General features: G+C 67.7%; 15 protein-coding genes. 11 read left to right on the plus strand and 4 right to left on the minus strand.

Annotated elements, in window-relative coordinates; translation table 11 throughout:
• Window positions 1-148: 148 nt before the first annotated feature.
• The 4 genes from AC1Q6E_RS25680 to AC1Q6E_RS25695 all read left to right on the plus strand — a co-directional run bounded on the left by AC1Q6E_RS25680 (window position 149) and on the right by AC1Q6E_RS25695 (window position 3,431).
• Window positions 149-1,054, plus strand: coding sequence for an amino acid ABC transporter substrate-binding protein (locus AC1Q6E_RS25680; RefSeq protein ID WP_152792487.1), 906 nt, complete (start codon window positions 149-151; stop codon window positions 1,052-1,054).
• A 128-nt stretch (window positions 1,055-1,182) separates the two neighbouring features.
• Window positions 1,183-1,935, plus strand: a complete 753-nt coding sequence (locus AC1Q6E_RS25685; protein WP_152792486.1) for an amino acid ABC transporter permease — start codon at window positions 1,183-1,185, stop codon at window positions 1,933-1,935.
• A gap of 12 nt (window positions 1,936-1,947) precedes the next feature.
• Window positions 1,948-2,640 carry an amino acid ABC transporter permease gene (locus AC1Q6E_RS25690; RefSeq protein ID WP_152792485.1) on the plus strand — a complete coding sequence of 231 codons (693 nt, stop codon included), beginning with the start codon at window positions 1,948-1,950 and terminating at the stop codon, window positions 2,638-2,640.
• Window positions 2,641-2,696: 56 nt separating this feature from the next.
• Window positions 2,697-3,431, plus strand: a complete 735-nt coding sequence (locus AC1Q6E_RS25695; protein WP_152792484.1) for an amino acid ABC transporter ATP-binding protein — start codon at window positions 2,697-2,699, stop codon at window positions 3,429-3,431.
• 164 nt (window positions 3,432-3,595) lie between these two features.
• On the opposite strand, the gene AC1Q6E_RS25700 is transcribed toward AC1Q6E_RS25695, so the two are convergent.
• The gene (locus AC1Q6E_RS25700) at window positions 3,596-4,516 is read right to left on the minus strand and encodes a LysR family transcriptional regulator (protein WP_296558419.1); all 921 of its coding nucleotides are present in this window, start codon (window positions 4,514-4,516) and stop codon (window positions 3,596-3,598) included.
• A 140-nt stretch (window positions 4,517-4,656) separates the two neighbouring features.
• Between AC1Q6E_RS25700 and AC1Q6E_RS25705 the strand changes: the two genes are divergently transcribed.
• Window positions 4,657-5,724, plus strand: coding sequence for a tartrate dehydrogenase (locus AC1Q6E_RS25705; protein WP_152794442.1), 1,068 nt, complete (start codon window positions 4,657-4,659; stop codon window positions 5,722-5,724).
• Between the two features lie 7 nt (window positions 5,725-5,731).
• On the plus strand, window positions 5,732-6,631 hold the full coding sequence (locus tag AC1Q6E_RS25710; RefSeq protein WP_152792482.1) for an alpha/beta fold hydrolase: 900 nt from the start codon (window positions 5,732-5,734) through the stop codon (window positions 6,629-6,631).
• A gap of 3 nt (window positions 6,632-6,634) precedes the next feature.
• On the opposite strand, the gene AC1Q6E_RS25715 is transcribed toward AC1Q6E_RS25710, so the two are convergent.
• The gene (locus tag AC1Q6E_RS25715; RefSeq protein ID WP_152794439.1) at window positions 6,635-7,894 is read right to left on the minus strand and encodes a citrate synthase family protein; all 1,260 of its coding nucleotides are present in this window, start codon (window positions 7,892-7,894) and stop codon (window positions 6,635-6,637) included.
• Between the two features lie 116 nt (window positions 7,895-8,010).
• Between AC1Q6E_RS25715 and AC1Q6E_RS25720 the strand changes: the two genes are divergently transcribed.
• Both AC1Q6E_RS25720 and AC1Q6E_RS25725 read left to right on the plus strand, forming a co-directional pair.
• Entirely contained in the window at window positions 8,011-8,721 is a 711-nt protein-coding gene (locus AC1Q6E_RS25720) for a glutathione S-transferase N-terminal domain-containing protein (RefSeq protein WP_152792481.1), read from the plus strand.
• A gap of 144 nt (window positions 8,722-8,865) precedes the next feature.
• Window positions 8,866-10,149: a glycerate kinase type-2 family protein gene (locus AC1Q6E_RS25725; protein ID WP_152792480.1), complete on the plus strand. Its 1,284-nt coding sequence runs from the start codon at window positions 8,866-8,868 to the stop codon at window positions 10,147-10,149.
• Here the strand turns inward: AC1Q6E_RS25725 and AC1Q6E_RS25730 are convergent.
• Window positions 10,115-11,320, minus strand: a complete 1,206-nt coding sequence (locus AC1Q6E_RS25730; RefSeq protein WP_152792479.1) for a M20 aminoacylase family protein — start codon at window positions 11,318-11,320, stop codon at window positions 10,115-10,117. The genes AC1Q6E_RS25725 and AC1Q6E_RS25730 overlap by 35 nt on opposite strands.
• Window positions 11,321-11,505: 185 nt before the next feature.
• On the opposite strand from AC1Q6E_RS25730, the gene AC1Q6E_RS25735 reads away from it, so the two are divergent.
• From AC1Q6E_RS25735 to AC1Q6E_RS25745, 3 genes are all read left to right on the plus strand, one after another.
• Entirely contained in the window at window positions 11,506-12,657 is a 1,152-nt protein-coding gene (locus AC1Q6E_RS25735; protein WP_492573797.1) for an aminopeptidase, read from the plus strand.
• A gap of 39 nt (window positions 12,658-12,696) precedes the next feature.
• Entirely contained in the window at window positions 12,697-14,391 is a 1,695-nt protein-coding gene (locus AC1Q6E_RS25740; RefSeq protein WP_152792477.1) for a long-chain-fatty-acid--CoA ligase, read from the plus strand.
• Window positions 14,392-14,544: 153 nt separating this feature from the next.
• Window positions 14,545-15,888 carry a phospholipase A gene (locus AC1Q6E_RS25745; RefSeq protein ID WP_492573798.1) on the plus strand — a complete coding sequence of 448 codons (1,344 nt, stop codon included), beginning with the start codon at window positions 14,545-14,547 and terminating at the stop codon, window positions 15,886-15,888.
• 13 nt (window positions 15,889-15,901) lie between these two features.
• On the opposite strand, the gene AC1Q6E_RS25750 is transcribed toward AC1Q6E_RS25745, so the two are convergent.
• Window positions 15,902-16,786, minus strand: a complete 885-nt coding sequence (locus AC1Q6E_RS25750) for an inositol monophosphatase family protein (RefSeq protein ID WP_492573799.1) — start codon at window positions 16,784-16,786, stop codon at window positions 15,902-15,904.
• Between the last annotated feature and the right edge of the window lie 144 nt (window positions 16,787-16,930).

Genomic DNA, 16,930 nt, shown 5'->3' on the forward strand with positions numbered 1-16,930 from the left:
CAGGGAAAATGTTGTGCCATCCAGGGCACGGCGGATCCGGCTCCGCCGGTCCGCCCGTGCCGCCCCCTGGGGGGGCGCGCGAAGCGCGTAGGGGGGAGCCCCATTTATTGCTACACTCGGCCGACATAGTCTACGGAAGGGGGATTCCATGAAGAAGCTCGTGCTGCTCTCCGCCGCGCTGACGCTGGTCGCCGTGTCGTCTGTCTCGGCGCAAGATCTGACTGGCCGGCTCAAGAAGATCAAGGACACGGGGACGCTGACGCTCGGTTATCGCGATTCCTCCATTCCTTTCTCCTACCTCGACGACAACCAGAAATCCATCGGCTACTCGATGGACATCTGCTACAAGATCGCCGACGCGGTCAAGAGTCACCTGAAGCTGCCCAAGCTCAATATCGCGCTTTCGCCGGTCACCTCGGCGACCCGTATTCCCCTCATCGCCAACGGCACGGTCGATCTTGAGTGCGGATCCACCACGAACAACATCGAACGTCAGCAGCAGGTGTCGTTCGCGCCGACCACGTTCGTGACGGCCACGCGTTTCGTCGCCAAGAAAAGCTCGAAACTGAACGATCTTTCAGACTTCAAGGGCAAGACCGTCGTGTCGACGGCCGGCACCAGCAACCTGAAGTGGCTGACCGAGGCCAACGGCAAGGAAAACCTGGGCATGCAGATCATCCCGGCCAAGGATCATGCCGATGCCTTCCTGATGGTCGACAGCGGGCGCGCCGTGGCGTTCTTCATGGATGACATCCTGCTGTATGGGCTGGTGGCCAACGCCAAGAGCCCGGACCAGTGGATGGTCAGCAGCAAGGCCTATACCGTGGAGCCCTACGGCATGATCGAGCCCAAGGACGATCCGGCCTTCAAGAAGGTGGTGGACGATGCGGTCGTGGCGCTGATGAAGTCTGGCGAGGTCGAGAAGCTCTACCAGAAGTGGTTCAACTCGCCGATCCCGCCTCGCAACGTCAACCTGAAGGTGCCGATGAGCGATGCGCTGAAGAAGGTCATCGCCAACCCGACCGATTCGGGGGATCCGGCGGCTTATCGCTGATGCGAGGCCCGTCAGGCATGCCGGCCATGCGCCGTGGATGACCAAGCAGGATTTCAGGGGACCCGAGCGGTCCCCTGTTTCCATGGGGCCGGCCTTGCACCGGACCGGGTAAGCACGGCGGAGCCGCGATGAACTACAACTGGAACTGGAAGATATTCTGGGAGCTGTCGCCCGACGGCCAGGGTACCTACATGGATACGCTGCTGTCGGGCTTGCAATGGACGCTCGCCACGGCGTTGGCGGCGTGGGTGATCGCCTTCGTGCTGGGATCCCTCGTCGGCGTGGTGCGGACCACGCAGGCCAAGTGGGCCGTCCGCCTGGCCGGGGCCTATGTGGAGCTGTTCCGCAATATCCCGCTGCTGGTGCAACTGTTCCTGTGGTACTTCGTGCTGCCGGAGCTGCTGCCCGAAGCGCTGGGCAACGCCGTCAAGCAGATCGCGCCTCCCTGGGGCGCGTACTGGCCGGCGGTGCTGTGCCTGGGATTCTTCACCTCGGCGCGGGTCGCCGAGCAGGTGCGGGCGGGCATCGAGTCGCTGCCGCGCGGGCAGCGCATGGCGGCGACGGCGCTGGGGCTGCGCGGCGCGCAGGTCTATCGCCATGTGCTGCTGCCTATCGCCTACCGGGTGATGCTGCCGCCGCTCACCTCCGAGTTCATGAACATCATCAAGAATTCGTCGGTCGCCCTGACCATCGGCCTGCTGGAGCTGACGGGCCGCGCCCGGTCGATGCAGGAGTTCAGCTTCCAGGTGTTCGAGGCCTTCGCCGCGGCCACGGTGCTGTACCTGATCGTCAGCCTGGTCGTCGTCGTCTTCATGCGCTGGGTCGAGCGGCGCGTGGCCGTGCCCGGGTTCATCGGGCCGGTGCGCGACGGTTCGCACTGAACGGAGGCGGACATGTTCGGCAATTTCGATTTCGACGTCATCTGGCGCACGCTGCCCTACCTGTTCAAGGAGGGCATGACTTTTACCCTGACGCTGACCGCGATGGCCACCGCGGGGGGCATCGTCTTCGGCACGCTGCTGGCGATGATGCGGCTGTCGCGCTTCCGCTGGCTGTCCGCGGTGGCGGGCACCTATGTGAACCTGATGCGCTCCTTGCCGCTCCTGCTGGTGATCTTCTGGTTCTATTTCCTCGTGCCCTATATCGGCGCGTGGGTCATCGGATCGTCCACGCCTATCAAGGTCGGCGCCTACTGGTCCTCGGTCATCACCTTCACGATGTTCGAGGCGGCCTTTTTCTGCGAGATCATGCGGGCCGGCATCCAGTCCATTTCGCGCGGGCAGACCTACGCCGCCTACGCGCTGGGCCTGAACTACTGGCAGACCATGGGCAGCGTGATCCTGCCGCAGGCTTTCCGCAACATGATTCCGGTGTTGCTGACGCAGACCATCGTGCTGTTCCAGGACACGTCGCTGGTCTATGTGCTGTCGATCACGGATTTCCTGGGCGCGGCGTCCAAGGTGGCGCAGCGCGACGGGCGGCTGGTCGAAATGTACGTGTTCGCGGCGGTGGTCTACTTCGTCATCTGCTTCTCCGCGTCGCGGCTGGTCAGGGTATTGCAGCGGCGGGTGGCGATCGTCCGCTGATGGGTGGCCTCGCCGGGTGGCGGCGGGGCGCAGGATTCTTCTCCAGGGAATGCTCGATGATCGAGATCAAGCATGTCAACAAGTGGTACGGATCCTTCCAGGTCCTGGCGGATTGCACGACCTCCATCGCCGCCGGCGAAGTCGTCGTGGTGTGCGGTCCGTCGGGCTCGGGAAAGTCGACGTTGATCAAGACCGTCAATGCGCTGGAGCCGTTCCAGGAAGGCGAGATCACCGTCAATGGCGTGTCGGTGGGCGACCCCGCGACCGACCTGCCCAGGCTGCGGTCCAAAGTCGGTATGGTGTTCCAGCATTTCGAGCTGTTCCCGCATCTGTCGGTCCTCGATAACCTGACGCTGGCGCAGGTCAAGGTGCTGGGGCGAAGCAAGGATGAAGCCGTCGTGCGCGCGGTGAAGCTGCTGGATCGCGTTGGCCTGAGATCGCAACAGGACAAGTTTCCGGGTCAGTTGTCGGGCGGCCAGCAGCAGCGGGTGGCGATCGCGCGCGCCCTGTCCATGGATCCGGTGGCCATGCTGTTCGACGAACCGACGTCGGCGCTGGATCCGGAGATGGTCAACGAAGTGCTGGACGTGATGGTGGACCTGGCCAGGGAAGGCATGACCATGATGGTGGTGACGCACGAGATGGGTTTTGCCCGCAAGGTGGCGCACCGCGTGGTGTTCATGGACGGCGGCCGTATTATCGAGGATACGGGCAAGGACGAGTTTTTCGATCCGGCCAGCCAGCGGTCGGAGCGGGCGCGGCTGTTCTTGTCGAAGATCCTGCAGTATTAGGCTGGCCCGCCATCATGGCTGCTGGATGGCCAGGGATTGAGCTCTTGACCCGTCCTTGGCCGGTGGGGCGGGGCGGCCCGCTCCGGGGGCGCCGCGGTGTTCGACGATGTTCCACCGTCGCTCTTGATGGTTCGCCGGCCGTGGTTGCCGTTGCGTGAGCCGGCCTACCAGAGCAAGCCTCCCTCTTTGTCGCGCAGCCGATTCGAAAACCGGTCCGCCAGGAACTGGACGAAGGCCGTTGTCTTGGCCGACAGGTTCTGCCGCTCCGGATAGAGCGCGAAGATGTCGGCCGAAGGCGTGTGCCAGTCTGCCAGCACGGTCGCGAGCCTGCCCGAGCGCAGGTAGGCGCTGACCTCCCATTCCGAACGCATGATGATGCCGTGGCCCTCCAGCGCCCATAGCAGCGCGCTTTCGCCGTCGTTGGCGCTGAGCGGGCCGCGGACCTTGACCGACTCCTTGCGGTGGCCCGAATGCAGATGCCAGGTTCCGTAGGCGGTGTCGCTTTCGCGGATCACGATGCAGGGATGATGGGCGAGGTCGCGAGGGGACTGCGGCGGCGCGTGGTGCTTGAGGTAGCGCGGCGAGGCGCAGAGCAGGCGCCGGTTGGAGGCGAGCTTGCGCGCGGTCAGCCGGGCGTCGGGCAGGTCGCCGATGCGGATGCAGACGTCGAAGGATTCGTCCAGCAGGCTGGCGGGGCGGTCGGTCAGGTGCAGTTGCGCCTGGACGGCGGGGAAGCGTTTGATGAAGTCGGAGACGGCGGGGGCAATATGGTGGCGGCCGAAGCCCAGGGTGGCGTTGATGCGCAGCAGGCCGCGGGGTTCGTCGCGGCTGCGGCCCACGGTGTGCTCGAGTTCCTCGACATCGGCCAGGATGCGGCTGCCTTCGCGCAGGTAGATGTCGCCCTCGTGGGTCAGCGCGATGCGGCGGGTGGTGCGGTTGAGCAGGCGTACGCCCAGGCGCCGTTCCAGCCGCTGCAGGCGCTTGCTGACGGCGGGGGTGGACAGGCCCAGTTCGCGGGCGGCGGCCGACAGGCTGCCGTGGCGGAGCAGGAGCGAGAAAAAGGCGAGGTCGGAGATGGTGTCCATTGTTAATTTGAGTTCAACAATGGTTTTTATCTCGTTCAATTATGAAGGGCAAGCGCGAGATACACTTGATCCATTCCATCCCGCACCGGTTTCGCGACAGGCTTGCGCGCCGGCGCCACCACGACGAGGACGTTTCATCCATGGCCCACCGCATTGCAGTGATACCCGGCGACGGCATCGGCACCGAGGTCGTTCCAGAAGGTTTGCGTGTCCTGGAGGCGGCGGCGTCGCGCTTCGGCATCGGGCTGTCGTTCGACCGCTTCGACTTCGCCTCGTGCGCGTACTACGCCCGGCATGGCTCGATGCTGCCGGACGACTGGAAAGAGCAGATCGGCGGCCATGACGCGATCTTCTTCGGCGCGGTGGGCTGGCCGGCCACGGTGCCGGACCACGTCTCGCTGTGGGGTTCGCTGCTGAAGTTCCGCCGCGAGTTCGACCAGTACGTGAATCTGCGTCCGGTGCGGCTGATGCCCGGCGTGCCCTCGCCGCTGGCCAACCGCAAGCCGGGCGACATCGATTTCTACGTGGTGCGCGAGAACACCGAAGGCGAGTATTCCAGCGTGGGCGGCCGCATGTTCGAAGGCACCGATCGCGAGGTCGTGCTGCAGGAAACAGTCATGACGCGCACCGGGGTCGACCGGGTGCTGAAGTTCGCCTTCGACCTGGCGGCGTCGCGGCCCCGCAAGCACCTGACCTCGGCCACCAAGTCCAACGGCATCGCCATCAGCATGCCCTACTGGGACGAGCGGGTGGAGGCGATGGCGGGCAAGTATGGCGATGTGCGCGTGGACAAGTTCCACATCGACATCCTGACCGCCAATTTCGTGCTGCATCCCGACTGGTTCGACGTGGTGGTGGCGTCCAACCTGTTCGGCGACATCCTGTCCGACCTGGGGCCCGCCTGCACCGGCACCATCGGCATCGCGCCCTCGGCCAACCTGAATCCCGACCGCCGCTTCCCATCGCTGTTCGAGCCGGTGCACGGCTCGGCGCCCGACATTGCCGGCAAGGGCGTGGCCAATCCCATCGCGCAGATCTGGTCGGGCGCGCTGATGCTGGAGTTCCTGGGCCACAAGGCGGCGCACGACGCCATCCTGTCGGCCATCGAGACCGTGCTGTCCGACGGGCCGCGCACGCCCGACATGGGGGGCAAGGCGGTCACGTCGGATGTCGGCAAGGCGGTGGCGGAAATCGTCGCCAGAGGCTAGGGCCGCCATGTCCGAGATATCCCTCTTCAACGACCGGCTGCAGCACTTCCACGTGAATGGCGTGGACATCGCCGCGCGCGTGGGCGGCACCGGGCCGGCGCTGCTGCTGATGCATGGCCATCCCCAGTCCCACGCCATGTGGCACAAGCTCTGGGCCCGGCTCACCAACCGCTACACCTGCGTCGCCATCGACCTGCGCGGCTACGGCGACAGCGGCGTGCCAGCGGACGAACCGGCCGGCCACGAGGCCTTCTCCAAGCGGACGATGGCGGTGGACGCGGTGGAGGTGATGCGCTGCATCGGCTACGAGACCTTCGGCGTGCTGGCCCACGACCGCGGGGCGCGTGTCGCGCACCGGCTGGCGCTGGACCATGCCGAGCGGGTCGAGCGGATGATGCTGCTGGACATCGCGCCGACGCTGGATATGTACGAGGGCACCACGCGCGGCTTCGCGCAGGCCTATTACCACTGGTTCTGGCTGATCCAGCCGGCACCTTTTCCCGAGCAACTGATCGGGGCCGATCCGGTCTTTTACCTGCGTTCCATCATGGGCGGCCGCCATGCGGGCCTGGCCCCCTTCACCGACCGGGCGATGGCCGAGTACGAGCGCTGCGCGCGCCATCCGCACTGGGCGCATGCGATCTGCGAGGACTATCGCGCGGCCGCCACCGTGGACCTGGAGCACGACCGGGCCGACCGCGGCCAGGGCAGCCGCGTGGATTGCCCGCTGCGGGTCCTGTGGGGCGGGCGCGGGGTGGTGGGGCGCTATTTCGATGTGCTGGACCTGTGGCGCAGGCAGGCCTCGCAGGTCGAGGGCCGGGCGCTGGACTGCGGCCACTACATCGCCGAGGAAGCGCCCGACGCCCTGTGGGCCGAGATCGAGTCGTTCTGGCCGTCGGGCGCTTGAGGCTCAGGGTTCGCCGCCGGCGCCCACGAATTTGGCGCGGGGCCGCAGCAGCATGCCGCTCAGGCGCTGCTCCTGCACGTGCGCGACCCAGCCCGCCATGCGCGCGAGCGTGAACAGCGTGCCCACCGATTGGCGCGGTACGCCCATGGCCATGGCCAGGACGATGCCCCCGAGTTCATGCCGGGGATGCAGGCCGAACTCGCCGCGCACGTCGTCGATGAAACGATGGATCTGTTCGAGGGCCGCCTTCTGGCGCGGCCGCCCGCGCGCCAGTTCGATCAGCAGCTCGGCGCGTTCGTCGCCCTTGGGGTAGAGCGGGTGGCCGAAACCGGGCACGCTGGCGCCGCGCCCGTGCTGCGCGCGAGCCTGCTGCATCAGGCCCGCGGCGTTGCCGGCGCCGCGCAGGAAGTCCTCGATCCGGTCGTACATCCGGCCCAGGTGGACGCCGGCCGAGCTGCAGATGGCCGAGGCGATGCAACTGTGCAGGGTCGAGCCCCCCGAGGCCGCGACGCGCGCGGCAAAGGTGCTGGGAGAAAGCTCGTGGTCGGCGAACAGCACCAGGAAGGCTTCCATCGCCTGCAGGTTGGCGGCGCTGGCCGGCAGGTCCAGGGCCGCCAGCAGGCCTTCGGCCATGGATGCCTCGTCGGGGATGGCATGGAAGCGCCGCCGGCGGGACACCAGGCCCATGCAGCCGGCCAGGGTCTTGATCAATTGCCGCGCCGCTTCGTGCATGTGGCCGCCGCGCATGCGATCCTCCACCGACCCGCGCGACATGCCCAGGCGCAGGGTGACGATGGCCATGATTTCCAGCAACCCGCTGTTGGATTTGGGCGGCGCGAGCGATTCCAGCAGGGTTTCCTGGAGCCTGGGCGTGATGCCCGTGTCCCAGCGGCGCGGCGCATCGTGCCAGACGCCGGTCCACAACAGTTCGCACACCGCTTCGTAGCTGGCATGCCCGCGAGCCAGCCGCACGGCGGAGTGGCCGCGGTAGTGGGGGCCGTCGGACCGGATCTCGGTGATCGAGGTGGGGATGATGGGCTCGCCCCAGTTCATGGCGGAGGCGGCCACCGCCCCGTGTCCCGAGCGGGCGCTGGAGCGCGCCTTGACCCGCAGCACGTCCTCGTGAAGGTACAGGCGCTGTCGCGTGTCCGGCTGCTTGACGCTGCGTATCCAGCCCTTGCTGACGTAGGCGTAGAGCGTCTGCATGCGTATGCCCAGCAACTCCACGGCTTCCTTGGCGCTGAGATAGTCCTTGTGCGGCATGGTCTTCAAGGTTGATCGATCTTCATCAATATTCTACGGCCCGGCCCTTGGTATCGCCGCCGTTCGCGGCTGGTATAGTCCGGCGGATCGACCCATTCATCGAGCAAGGATTCCCCATGACGGATCTGTCCGCTTTCCCGATCACCCGCAAGTGGCCCGCGCAACATCCGGACCGCATCCAGCTCTACTCGCTGCCCACCCCCAACGGCGTGAAGGCCTCGATCATGCTGGAAGAAACCGGCCTGCCGTACGAGCCGCACCGGGTGGCGTTCGATACCCAGGACCAGATGTCGCCGGAGTTCCTGTCGCTCAACCCGAACAACAAGATCCCCGCCATCCTCGATCCCGACGGCCCGGGCGGCAAGCCGTTGCCGTTGTTCGAATCGGGCGCCATCCTGATCTACCTGGCCGAGAAATCGGGCCAGTTCATTCCGCAGGATCCCGCCGGCCGCTACCAGGCCATGCAGTGGGTGATGTTCCAGATGGGGGGCATCGGCCCCATGTTCGGCCAGGTGGGGTTTTTCCACAAATTCGCCGGCAAGGACTACGAGGACAAGCGTCCCCGCGACCGCTACGTGGCTGAATCGCGCCGGCTGCTGGGCGTGCTGGAGCGGCAACTGGACGGCAAGGCCTGGATCCTGGGCGACGGCTACGGTATTGCCGATATCGCGACCTTCCCGTGGGTGCGCAACCTGGTCGGTTTCTACGGCGCGGGCGACCTGGTGGGATTCGGCGATTTTCCCAATGTGAAGCGGGTGCTGGACGCTTTCGTGGCGCGTCCCGCCGTGCAGCGGGGCTTGCAGATTCCGGCCGCGCCGTCCGCCTGACGGCGATTGCAACAAGGTGCTACGCGGGGCGGGGGTGCATGCCGGCGCGGCGGGTGGAATAGGGATTTCATCCAGCTAGCCAAGCCACGGCGGGTCGCCATAATGGCTACCACCACGAAAAGAGACATCAGCCGTTCCCCGCGTATGCATCAGCTCCTCCTGGAATCGTTTCAAGCCGCCGTCGCCGCGGCCGACCCCCTGCACATCACCGCCCGCCACCTTCCGGCCCCACCCAGGGGCCGCACGGTCGTCGTCGGCGCGGGCAAGGCCGCCGCCAGCATGGCCCGCGCCGTCGAGGCCGCCTGGCCCGCCGACGCCCAGCTGGAAGGACTGGTCGTGACCCGCTACGGGCACGGCATGCCGCTGGAGCGCATCGCCTGCGTCGAGGCCGGCCATCCGGTGCCCGACGCGGCCGGTGAACGGGCCGCCGGCGACATCCTGCGGCTGGCCTCGGAACTGGGCGACGATGACCTGTTGATCGTGCTCGTGTCCGGCGGAGGTTCCAGCCTGTTGTCGCTGCCGGTGCCGGCGGTGCCCATGGCCGCGCTGCGGGAGGTCACCCAGTCGCTGCTGCGCAGCGGCGCACCCATCGAGTCGATGAACGTGGTGCGCAAGCACCTGTCGCAATTGCAGGGCGGACGCCTGGCCGCATGCACGCGGGCCCGGGTCCTGGGCCTGATCGTGTCCGACGTCGCGGGCGACGATCCGTCCGCCATCGCCTCCGGCCCCACCGTGGCCGATCCCAGCACCTATGCCGACGCGCTCGACATCCTGCGCCGCCACGGCGTGCAGGCGCCGCAACCGGTGCTCGACTGGCTGGAGGGCGGGGCCGCGGGGCATCATCCCGAGACACCCAAGGCCGGCGATCCCGTGTTCGAGCGGGTGGAGAACCGCGTCATCGCGACCGCCCAGCAAAGCCTGCAGGCCGGCGCGCGCGTCCTTCGGCGCGCGGGCATCCAGGCGGTGGTGCTGGGAGATACCGTCACCGGCGAGGCCCGCGAGGTGGCAAAGGTCTATGCCGCGCTGGCACGCCAGGTATTGCGGCACGGCGAACCTTTCGATGCGCCGGTGGCGCTGGTGTCGGGGGGCGAATGCACGGTCACGGTGCGTGGGGGCGGCCGCGGCGGCCGCTGCACCGAGTTCCTGCTGTCGCTGGCCGCCGAGCTGTGCGGCGAAGCCAGGGTCTCGGCCCTGGCCTGCGATACCGACGGCATAGACGGCAGCGAGGACAATGCCGGCGCATGGTGGGACAGCGAGCGCTTGCGCCGGGCGGCGGCCCGGGGCGTCACGCCGGGCCCGTGGCTGGACGCCAACGACGCCTGGGGTTATTTCAGGGAGCTCGACACCCTGGTCATGACCGGTCCCACGCTGACCAATGTCAACGACTACCGCGTCATACTGATCGAGGCCGAGCGAACCAGTCGCTGACCAGCTTCACCCAGAAGCTGGCCCCCAGCGGCAGCAGGTCGTCGTTGAAATCGTAGCTGCCGTTGTGCAGGGTGCACGGCCCCAGCCCGTGGCCGGACTCGCGGTGCGCGCCGTCGCCATTGCCGATGAAGACGTAGCAGCCGGGCTTTTCCTGCAACATGAAGGCAAAGTCTTCGGCGCCCATCGTGGGTTCGGTGGCGGCGTCGACCTGGTCCGGCCCGACCAGCGATCGCAGCACGTCCGCCACGAATCGGGTCTCGTCGGGGTGGTTGATCAGCGGCGGGTACTTGCGCTGGAAGTCGACCTCGATCCGGGCGCCGTGGGCCAGTTCCATGCCCTGCGCGATTTCCCGCATGCGCTGCTCGATCAGATCCAGCACGTCGATGGTGAAAGTGCGCACCGTGCCCACCATTTCGGCTTCATCCGGGACGATGTTGGTGGTCGTGCCCGCGTGGATCTGGGTGATGCTGAGCACCGCGGTGTCGATGGGTTTCTTGTTGCGGGTCAGGATGGTCTGCAGCGATTGCGCCAGCTGCACCGCGATCATGACCGGGTCGATGCCCAGGTGAGGCAAGGCGGCGTGGGTGCCCTTGCCCTTGACCACGATGCGGAAGTCGTTGCTGGAGGCCATCATCGGGCCGGGGGTGACGGCGAAGCTGCCGACGGGGATGCCGGGCCAGTTGTGCATGCCGAACACGGCTTCCATGGGAAAGCGCGTGAACAGCCCGTCGTCGACCATGGCCTTGCCGCCGCCGCCGCCTTCCTCGGCCGGCTGGAAGATCAGGTAGACGGTGCCGGGGAAGTCGCGGTGCGCCGCCAGGTGGCGGGCGGCGCCCAGCAGCATGGCGCAGTGGCCGTCGTGCCCGCAGGCGTGCATCTTCCCGGGATGCACGCTGGCATGTTCGAAGGTGTTGAGTTCCTGCAGGGGCAGGGCGTCCATGTCGGCCCGCAGGCCGATGGCCGGGCCGTTCCTGTCCGCGCCTTCCAGGACGCCGACCAGGCCGGTGCCGCCCAGCCCGCGCACGACGGGGATGCCCCAGTCTTCCAGCAGGCGGGCGATGGTGTCCGACGTGCGGTGTTCCTCGTAGCACAACTCGGGGTGGGCGTGGAGATCGCGCCGTATCGTCTTCAGGTCGCTCTGGAAGGCGACGATGGGTTCGAGCAGATTCATGTGGAAGCTCCGTAGCGTTGCCCCCCCGCGGGCGGGAGCGCGCCGCGCCTTGTCCAGGCGGTCGCGAAGGCGGGAAGGGCCGATGTGCCGCGCCGTGTCCGGCGTCGCCGGCCGGGTGTCGGTTGCCCGAGGGCCGGCGGTTACCATAGCCATTATCTCCAATGAGCTTGTCTATGGCGAGTGTAATGACAAGGGGCCGGACGGCCTGGGGCGTCCTGGTCCTGGCCGGGGCGCTGGCCGGATGCGCCGACCTGCGCTATTACGCGCAATCCGTCGCCGGACATTCGTCGCTGCTGCAGGCCGCGCGGCCGGTGGACCAGGTCCTGGCCGATCCTTCCACGCCGGTGGATTTGCGCGAGCGTTTGCGCTACGCGCAGGACGCGCGCCGTTACGCCAGCCAGGTGCTGGGCCTGCCCGACAACCGCAGCTACACCGAATACGCCGACCTCAAGCGGCCCTACGTCGTCTGGAATGTATTCGCCACGCCGGCGTTGTCCTTGCGGCTCAAGCAGTCCTGCTTCCCGGTGGTGGGTTGCATAGACTACCGCGGCTACTACAGCGAGGCCGACGCGAGGCGGATGGCCGGCGAGCTGCGGGACCAGGGCTGGGACGTGCACGTGGGGGGCGTGCCCGCCTATTCCACCCTGGGCTGGTATCCCGATCCTTTCGTCAACACCTTCATCCGCCTGCCGCCGGCCGAGGTCGCGCGCCTGGTTTTCCACGAACTGACCCATCAGGCGGTCTACGCGAAGAACGACACGACATTCAACGAGTCGCTGGCCACGGCGGTGGAGCAGATCGGCGTCGAGCGCTGGCTGCGGGAACCGCAGAACCAATCGCTGCGGCCCGCCTATGAGGCCTTCGACGCGCGCCGGCGCGACTTCGTCGCGCTGCTGCTGGAGACACGGCGGCAACTGGCGCAGGCCTACGGCGAGACCGGCACCCGCCAGGGGCCGGCGCCCACCACGCCCGATCCGGTGGGCCTGGGGCCGGACGAGATCGAGCGGCGGCGCGCGCGCAAGACCGAAATCATCGCCGGCCTGAGGTCCCGCTACGAGCAGATGAAGCGCGAGCGGTGGAATGGCTACGCCGGCTATGATGCCTGGTTCGCGCAGACGTTGAACAACGCGCAATTCGCGGCCATGGGGGCCTACCACCAGTGGGTGCCGGCGCTGCTGGCCATGGCGCGCCGCTGCGAGAGTTGCCGCGACGGCAGCCTCGCGCCGTTCCTGGACGAAGCGCGCGAGTTGGCGCGGCTGCCGTATGCCGAGCGCCGGCGGCGCTTGCTCGCGGAAACCGAACACGCGCAGGCCGCTGGGCTATCATCGGCGCAATAAGCCGACACCGCGCGGCGCAGACTAGACCAGGAGACGTGCATGCAAAGACCGTGGCTGGCGCACTACCCGCCGGGCATTCCCGCCGACATCGACCCCGGACGCTATCGGTCCCTGGTCCAGTTGCTGGAGGAGTCGTTCGAGCAGTTCGCCGAGCGCCCGGCCTTCGTCTGCATGGGCAAGACGCTTGCCTACGCCGACATCGACGCCATGTCGCGCAAGCTGGGGGCCTGGCTGCAATCCCGCGGACTGCCGCGCGGCGCGCGCGTGGCGCTGATGATGCCCAACGTCCTGCAATATCCCGTCGCCATCGCGGCGGTGCTGCGGGCCGGCTACACGGTGGTCAACGTCAATCCCCTCTATACCGCCCCGGAGCTCCAGCACCAGCTCAAGGACAGCGGCGCCGAGGCCATCGTCATCCTCGAGAACTTCGCCTCCACCCTGCAGAAGGTGTTGCCCGAGACGGCCATCCGCCACATCGTGGTGGCGTCCATGGGCGACCTGATGGGCGGCGTGAAGGGCGCCATCGTCAATGCGGTGGTGCGCCATGTCAAGAAACTGGTCCCGCCGTTCAGCCTGCCGGGCGCCGTGGGTTTCCGGCGCGCGCTGGCGCAAGGGGCGGCGCGGGAACTGGCGCGCCCCGAGGTCGGCCCCGAGGACGTCGCCTTCCTGCAGTACACCGGCGGCACGACGGGCGTGGCCAAGGGGGCCGTCCTGCTGCACCGGAATCTCGTCGCCAACGTCCTGCAATGCGATGCCTGGCTGCTGACGGACGAACGGCCCGCGGGAAAGGAGGCGCGGCACAGTCCGCACATCTTTGTCTGCGCGCTGCCGCTCTATCACATCTTCGGCCTGACGGTGTGCGGGCTGCTGGGCATGCGGGCGGGCGGGCTCAACGTGATGGTGCCCAACCCGCGCGACATTCCCGACCTGGTCCGGACGTTGTCGGGCTACCGCTTCACGCTGTTTCCCGGGGTCAACACGCTGTTCAACGCCCTGCTGCACAACGAGAAATTCCGGTCGCTCGATTTCTCGTGCCTGCGCGTGAGCGTGGGCGGCGGCATGGCGGTGCAGAAGGCGGTGGCCGACCGCTGGGTCGAGGTGACCAAGTCGCCCCTGTGCGAGGGCTACGGCCTGTCCGAGACTTCGCCGGTGGCCTGCTGCACGCCCATCGACATCAAGGAATATTCCGGCACCATCGGCATTCCGCTGCCGTCGACCGAGGCGGCGATACTGGACGATGACGGCGCGCCGCTGCCCATCGGCGAGCGCGGCGAGATCGCGCTGCGGGGGCCGCAGGTCATGCCGGGCTACTGGAACATGCCCGAGGAGACCGCCCGCGTCATGACGGCGGACGGATTCTTCAAGACCGGCGACATCGGCATCATGGACGAGCGTGGCTACATCCGTATCGTTGATCGCAAGAAGGACATGATCCTGGTGTCGGGCTTCAACGTGTACCCCAACGAGGTCGAGGCCGTGGTGTCGCAGCATCCGGGGGTGCTGGAGTGCGCCGCCATCGGCGTGCCCGACGAGCATTCCGGCGAAGCGGTGAAGGTGGTCGTGGTCAAGCGCGATCCGGCACTGACCGAGCAGGACCTGAAGGCCTTCTGCCGTGATCGCCTGACCGGCTACAAGCGGCCGCGCTACGTGGAGTTCCGGTCGGAGCTGCCCAAGACCAACGTGGGCAAGATCCTGCGGCGGGAGTTGAGGGCGCCTGCCGAGCCATCGCACTAGGCTGAATCGACCTTCATGTTCTTGACCCGGTCTTGTCCGGGGCACCGGGGCACCGGGGCCTGGGGCCGGGCGCTCGCCGGCTTCCGCCTGCCCCTACAATGGCGGCGTCTGCCCCGTCGCGGGCATCGTTCGGGAGTCCACATGCCGGGTCGGATGGCTGGTCATCGTCGCCATGCGCAGCATGGCTTTCTGCGCCGTGCATTCGCGCCGGCGAGCCTGCTCGCCTTGATGGCCATCGCGCCGTTGCCGGCGAATGCGGGCGTGACCTTCAAGCTGGACCGCATCCAGGCCGGGCCCGGCGAAACCGTGCGCATCGAGGCCATGTTCTTCAACGACGGCAATGCCACGGCGACCTGGGACGCGCCGCGTGAACTGGTGCTGCAGTGGCGGGACGCGACCGGCCGCGTCGTGCGGGCGCCCGCGCGGCTCGACGGCGGCGCCGCCGTGCTGCAAATTCCCGTGGGCCAGTTCTCGCGCGCGACCTGGTCGGCGGTGGTGCCGGAGCAGGCGCGCGGCCTGCAGGCCATCGCGGTCGAGGGCGAGCCCGTGCTGTTGGCGCTGGACGCGACGCCCGCCGAGAAAGGCGCCATCGTCGGCTCGCCCGCGATCGGTCCCATCATCGACCCGCGCGCGCCCGGCGCCGTGCCGCAAGTGCCGGACGACGGCGTGCTGGCCGCGGTCAGTGGCATTTCGGCCGGGTCGGGGCCGGGCAGCACCGCGCTGTCGGGGCCGGCGCCGGCGCAAGCCGCCGCCCCGGGCAACGACGAGCACGATGTGCTGAGCCGCTTCCGCAGCGCCTTGTCGCCCTACGAGCCCGTGTACTTCAGCCTGGGCACCCGGCCCAACCTGAACGCGCGCTTCCAGATCAGCCTGAAGTTCCGGCTGTTCCAGCCCCGCGACGGCGAGGAAACCGGTTTCCTCAACAACCTGTACCTGGGCTATAGCCAGACCTCGCTGTGGGACATAGGCGAGAACTCCGCGCCGTTCCGCGACAGCAGCTATCGTCCGGCGGTCTTCTGGCTGTCGGACCGGGTCTGGGAGTCGCGGGACCGCCGCAAGTCGCTCGGCTTCGATGGCGGCTTCGAGCACGAGTCCAACGGCCGCGACGGCGATACCTCGCGCGCCATCAACTCGCTGTATGCGCGGCCCACGCTGCGCTACCGCCTGGACGATGGCAGCACCTTGAGCTTCGGTCCCAAGATCAAGTACTACATGACCCGCGAGGGGAATCCGGACATCGCCGACTACCGGGGCCACGTCGACTACCAACTGCGCTGGGCCAAGGACGACGGCCTGATGGTGTCGGCGCTGGTGCGCAAGGGCCACGAGAAGGGATCGCTGCAACTGGACATGGCCTATCCGCTGCGCAAACTGGGCCTGGGCCGCCTGAACGGTTTCCTGCACGTGCAGTATTTCAACGGCTATGGTGAAACCCTGCTGGACTACAACGTGCGCGCCAAGTCCCAGGTACGCATCGGCCTGATGGTCGTGCGCTGACCGGCTTTCGTTTTCAGGCCGCGCCGGCGGCCTTGAGGTTGGGGCCGATCAGGTCGTGCAGGGCCTTGGCCACGCCCGGGCCGCCCGCGACGATGTTGCCCTGCTCGGGCCACGCCGCCTGGCCGAACGGATCGAAAGCCAGTCCGCCGGCTTCGCGTACCAGCAGCGTGCCGGCGGCGACGTCCCACGGCTTGAGCCGCAGTTCCCAGTAGCCGTCGAAGCGTCCGCAGGCCACCCAGGCCAGGTCGAGCGCCGCCGCGCCGTTGCGGCGCACGCCGCGCGTGCCGTGCATGGCGTCGCGCAGCATGGGCAGGTAGTTCTCGGTGAAAGACATGTCGCTGTAGGGAAAGCCCGTGGCCAGCAGGGCGTCGGCCAGGGCCCCGGTGCGCGAGCACTGGATGCGATGGCTATTGAGCCAGGCGCCCACGCCCCGGACCGACGTGAACATCTCTTCGCGGCAGGGATCGTAGATCACGCCCACCACGGGCCCGGGCTCGGACCGGGCCTCTTCGAAGGCGATGCCGCAGCCTTCCTGGGCGACCAGCGCGATCGAGACGGCGTAGTGGGGAATGGCGTGGACGAAGTTCGTGGTGCCGTCCAGCGGGTCGATGTACCAACTGGCGGGGCCCGACGGCGAGCCGCCTGTTTCCTCGGCCACGATGCCGTATTGCGGCGTGTGCGCGCGCAGGACCTCGATGATCGCGATCTCGGCCTCGCGGTCGGCCTGCGAGACCAGATCGTTGCGGGCCTTCAGGTCGATGACCAGTTCCGAGCGCTTGTGCGCGTAGGCCTGAAGGATCGCGGCGCCCGCGTGAGCAGCGGTGACGGCGGCTTCGAGCGCCTTGAAGAGATCCAGCGGCACGGGTTTGTCCATGGTCGGGGCTGCGGGGATGCTCATGGAAGGAGTGTACGCCTAGAGAGTGTACCCCTGGAGAGGGTCCCCTAGAGAGAGTCCCCTAGAGAGAGTCCCCCCCTACGCGCTGACGCGCGCCCCCCAGGGGGCGAAACCGGCGGACTGGCAAAGCCAGATCCGCGGTTTCCT

The organism is Pigmentiphaga sp. MLSB6-MA01 (genome assembly GCF_058793475.1).

Coding starts and splice junctions, on each gene's coding strand:
- AC1Q6E_RS25725 (WP_152792480.1), top strand. CDS start 8,866: ATGCATCAGCTCCTCCTGGAATCGTTTCAAGCCGCCGTCGCCGCGGCC.
- AC1Q6E_RS25705 (WP_152794442.1), top strand. CDS start 4,657: ATGGCCCACCGCATTGCAGTGATACCCGGCGACGGCATCGGCACCGAG.
- AC1Q6E_RS25740 (WP_152792477.1), top strand. CDS start 12,697: ATGCAAAGACCGTGGCTGGCGCACTACCCGCCGGGCATTCCCGCCGAC.
- AC1Q6E_RS25745 (WP_492573798.1), top strand. CDS start 14,545: ATGGCTGGTCATCGTCGCCATGCGCAGCATGGCTTTCTGCGCCGTGCA.
- AC1Q6E_RS25715 (WP_152794439.1), bottom strand. CDS start 7,894: ATGCCGCACAAGGACTATCTCAGCGCCAAGGAAGCCGTGGAGTTGCTG.
- AC1Q6E_RS25735 (WP_492573797.1), top strand. CDS start 11,506: ATGACAAGGGGCCGGACGGCCTGGGGCGTCCTGGTCCTGGCCGGGGCG.
- AC1Q6E_RS25695 (WP_152792484.1), top strand. CDS start 2,697: ATGATCGAGATCAAGCATGTCAACAAGTGGTACGGATCCTTCCAGGTC.
- AC1Q6E_RS25685 (WP_152792486.1), top strand. CDS start 1,183: ATGAACTACAACTGGAACTGGAAGATATTCTGGGAGCTGTCGCCCGAC.
- AC1Q6E_RS25730 (WP_152792479.1), bottom strand. CDS start 11,320: ATGAATCTGCTCGAACCCATCGTCGCCTTCCAGAGCGACCTGAAGACG.
- AC1Q6E_RS25750 (WP_492573799.1), bottom strand. CDS start 16,786: ATGAGCATCCCCGCAGCCCCGACCATGGACAAACCCGTGCCGCTGGAT.
- AC1Q6E_RS25720 (WP_152792481.1), top strand. CDS start 8,011: ATGACGGATCTGTCCGCTTTCCCGATCACCCGCAAGTGGCCCGCGCAA.
- AC1Q6E_RS25680 (WP_152792487.1), top strand. CDS start 149: ATGAAGAAGCTCGTGCTGCTCTCCGCCGCGCTGACGCTGGTCGCCGTG.
- AC1Q6E_RS25700 (WP_296558419.1), bottom strand. CDS start 4,516: ATGGACACCATCTCCGACCTCGCCTTTTTCTCGCTCCTGCTCCGCCAC.
- AC1Q6E_RS25690 (WP_152792485.1), top strand. CDS start 1,948: ATGTTCGGCAATTTCGATTTCGACGTCATCTGGCGCACGCTGCCCTAC.
- AC1Q6E_RS25710 (WP_152792482.1), top strand. CDS start 5,732: ATGTCCGAGATATCCCTCTTCAACGACCGGCTGCAGCACTTCCACGTG.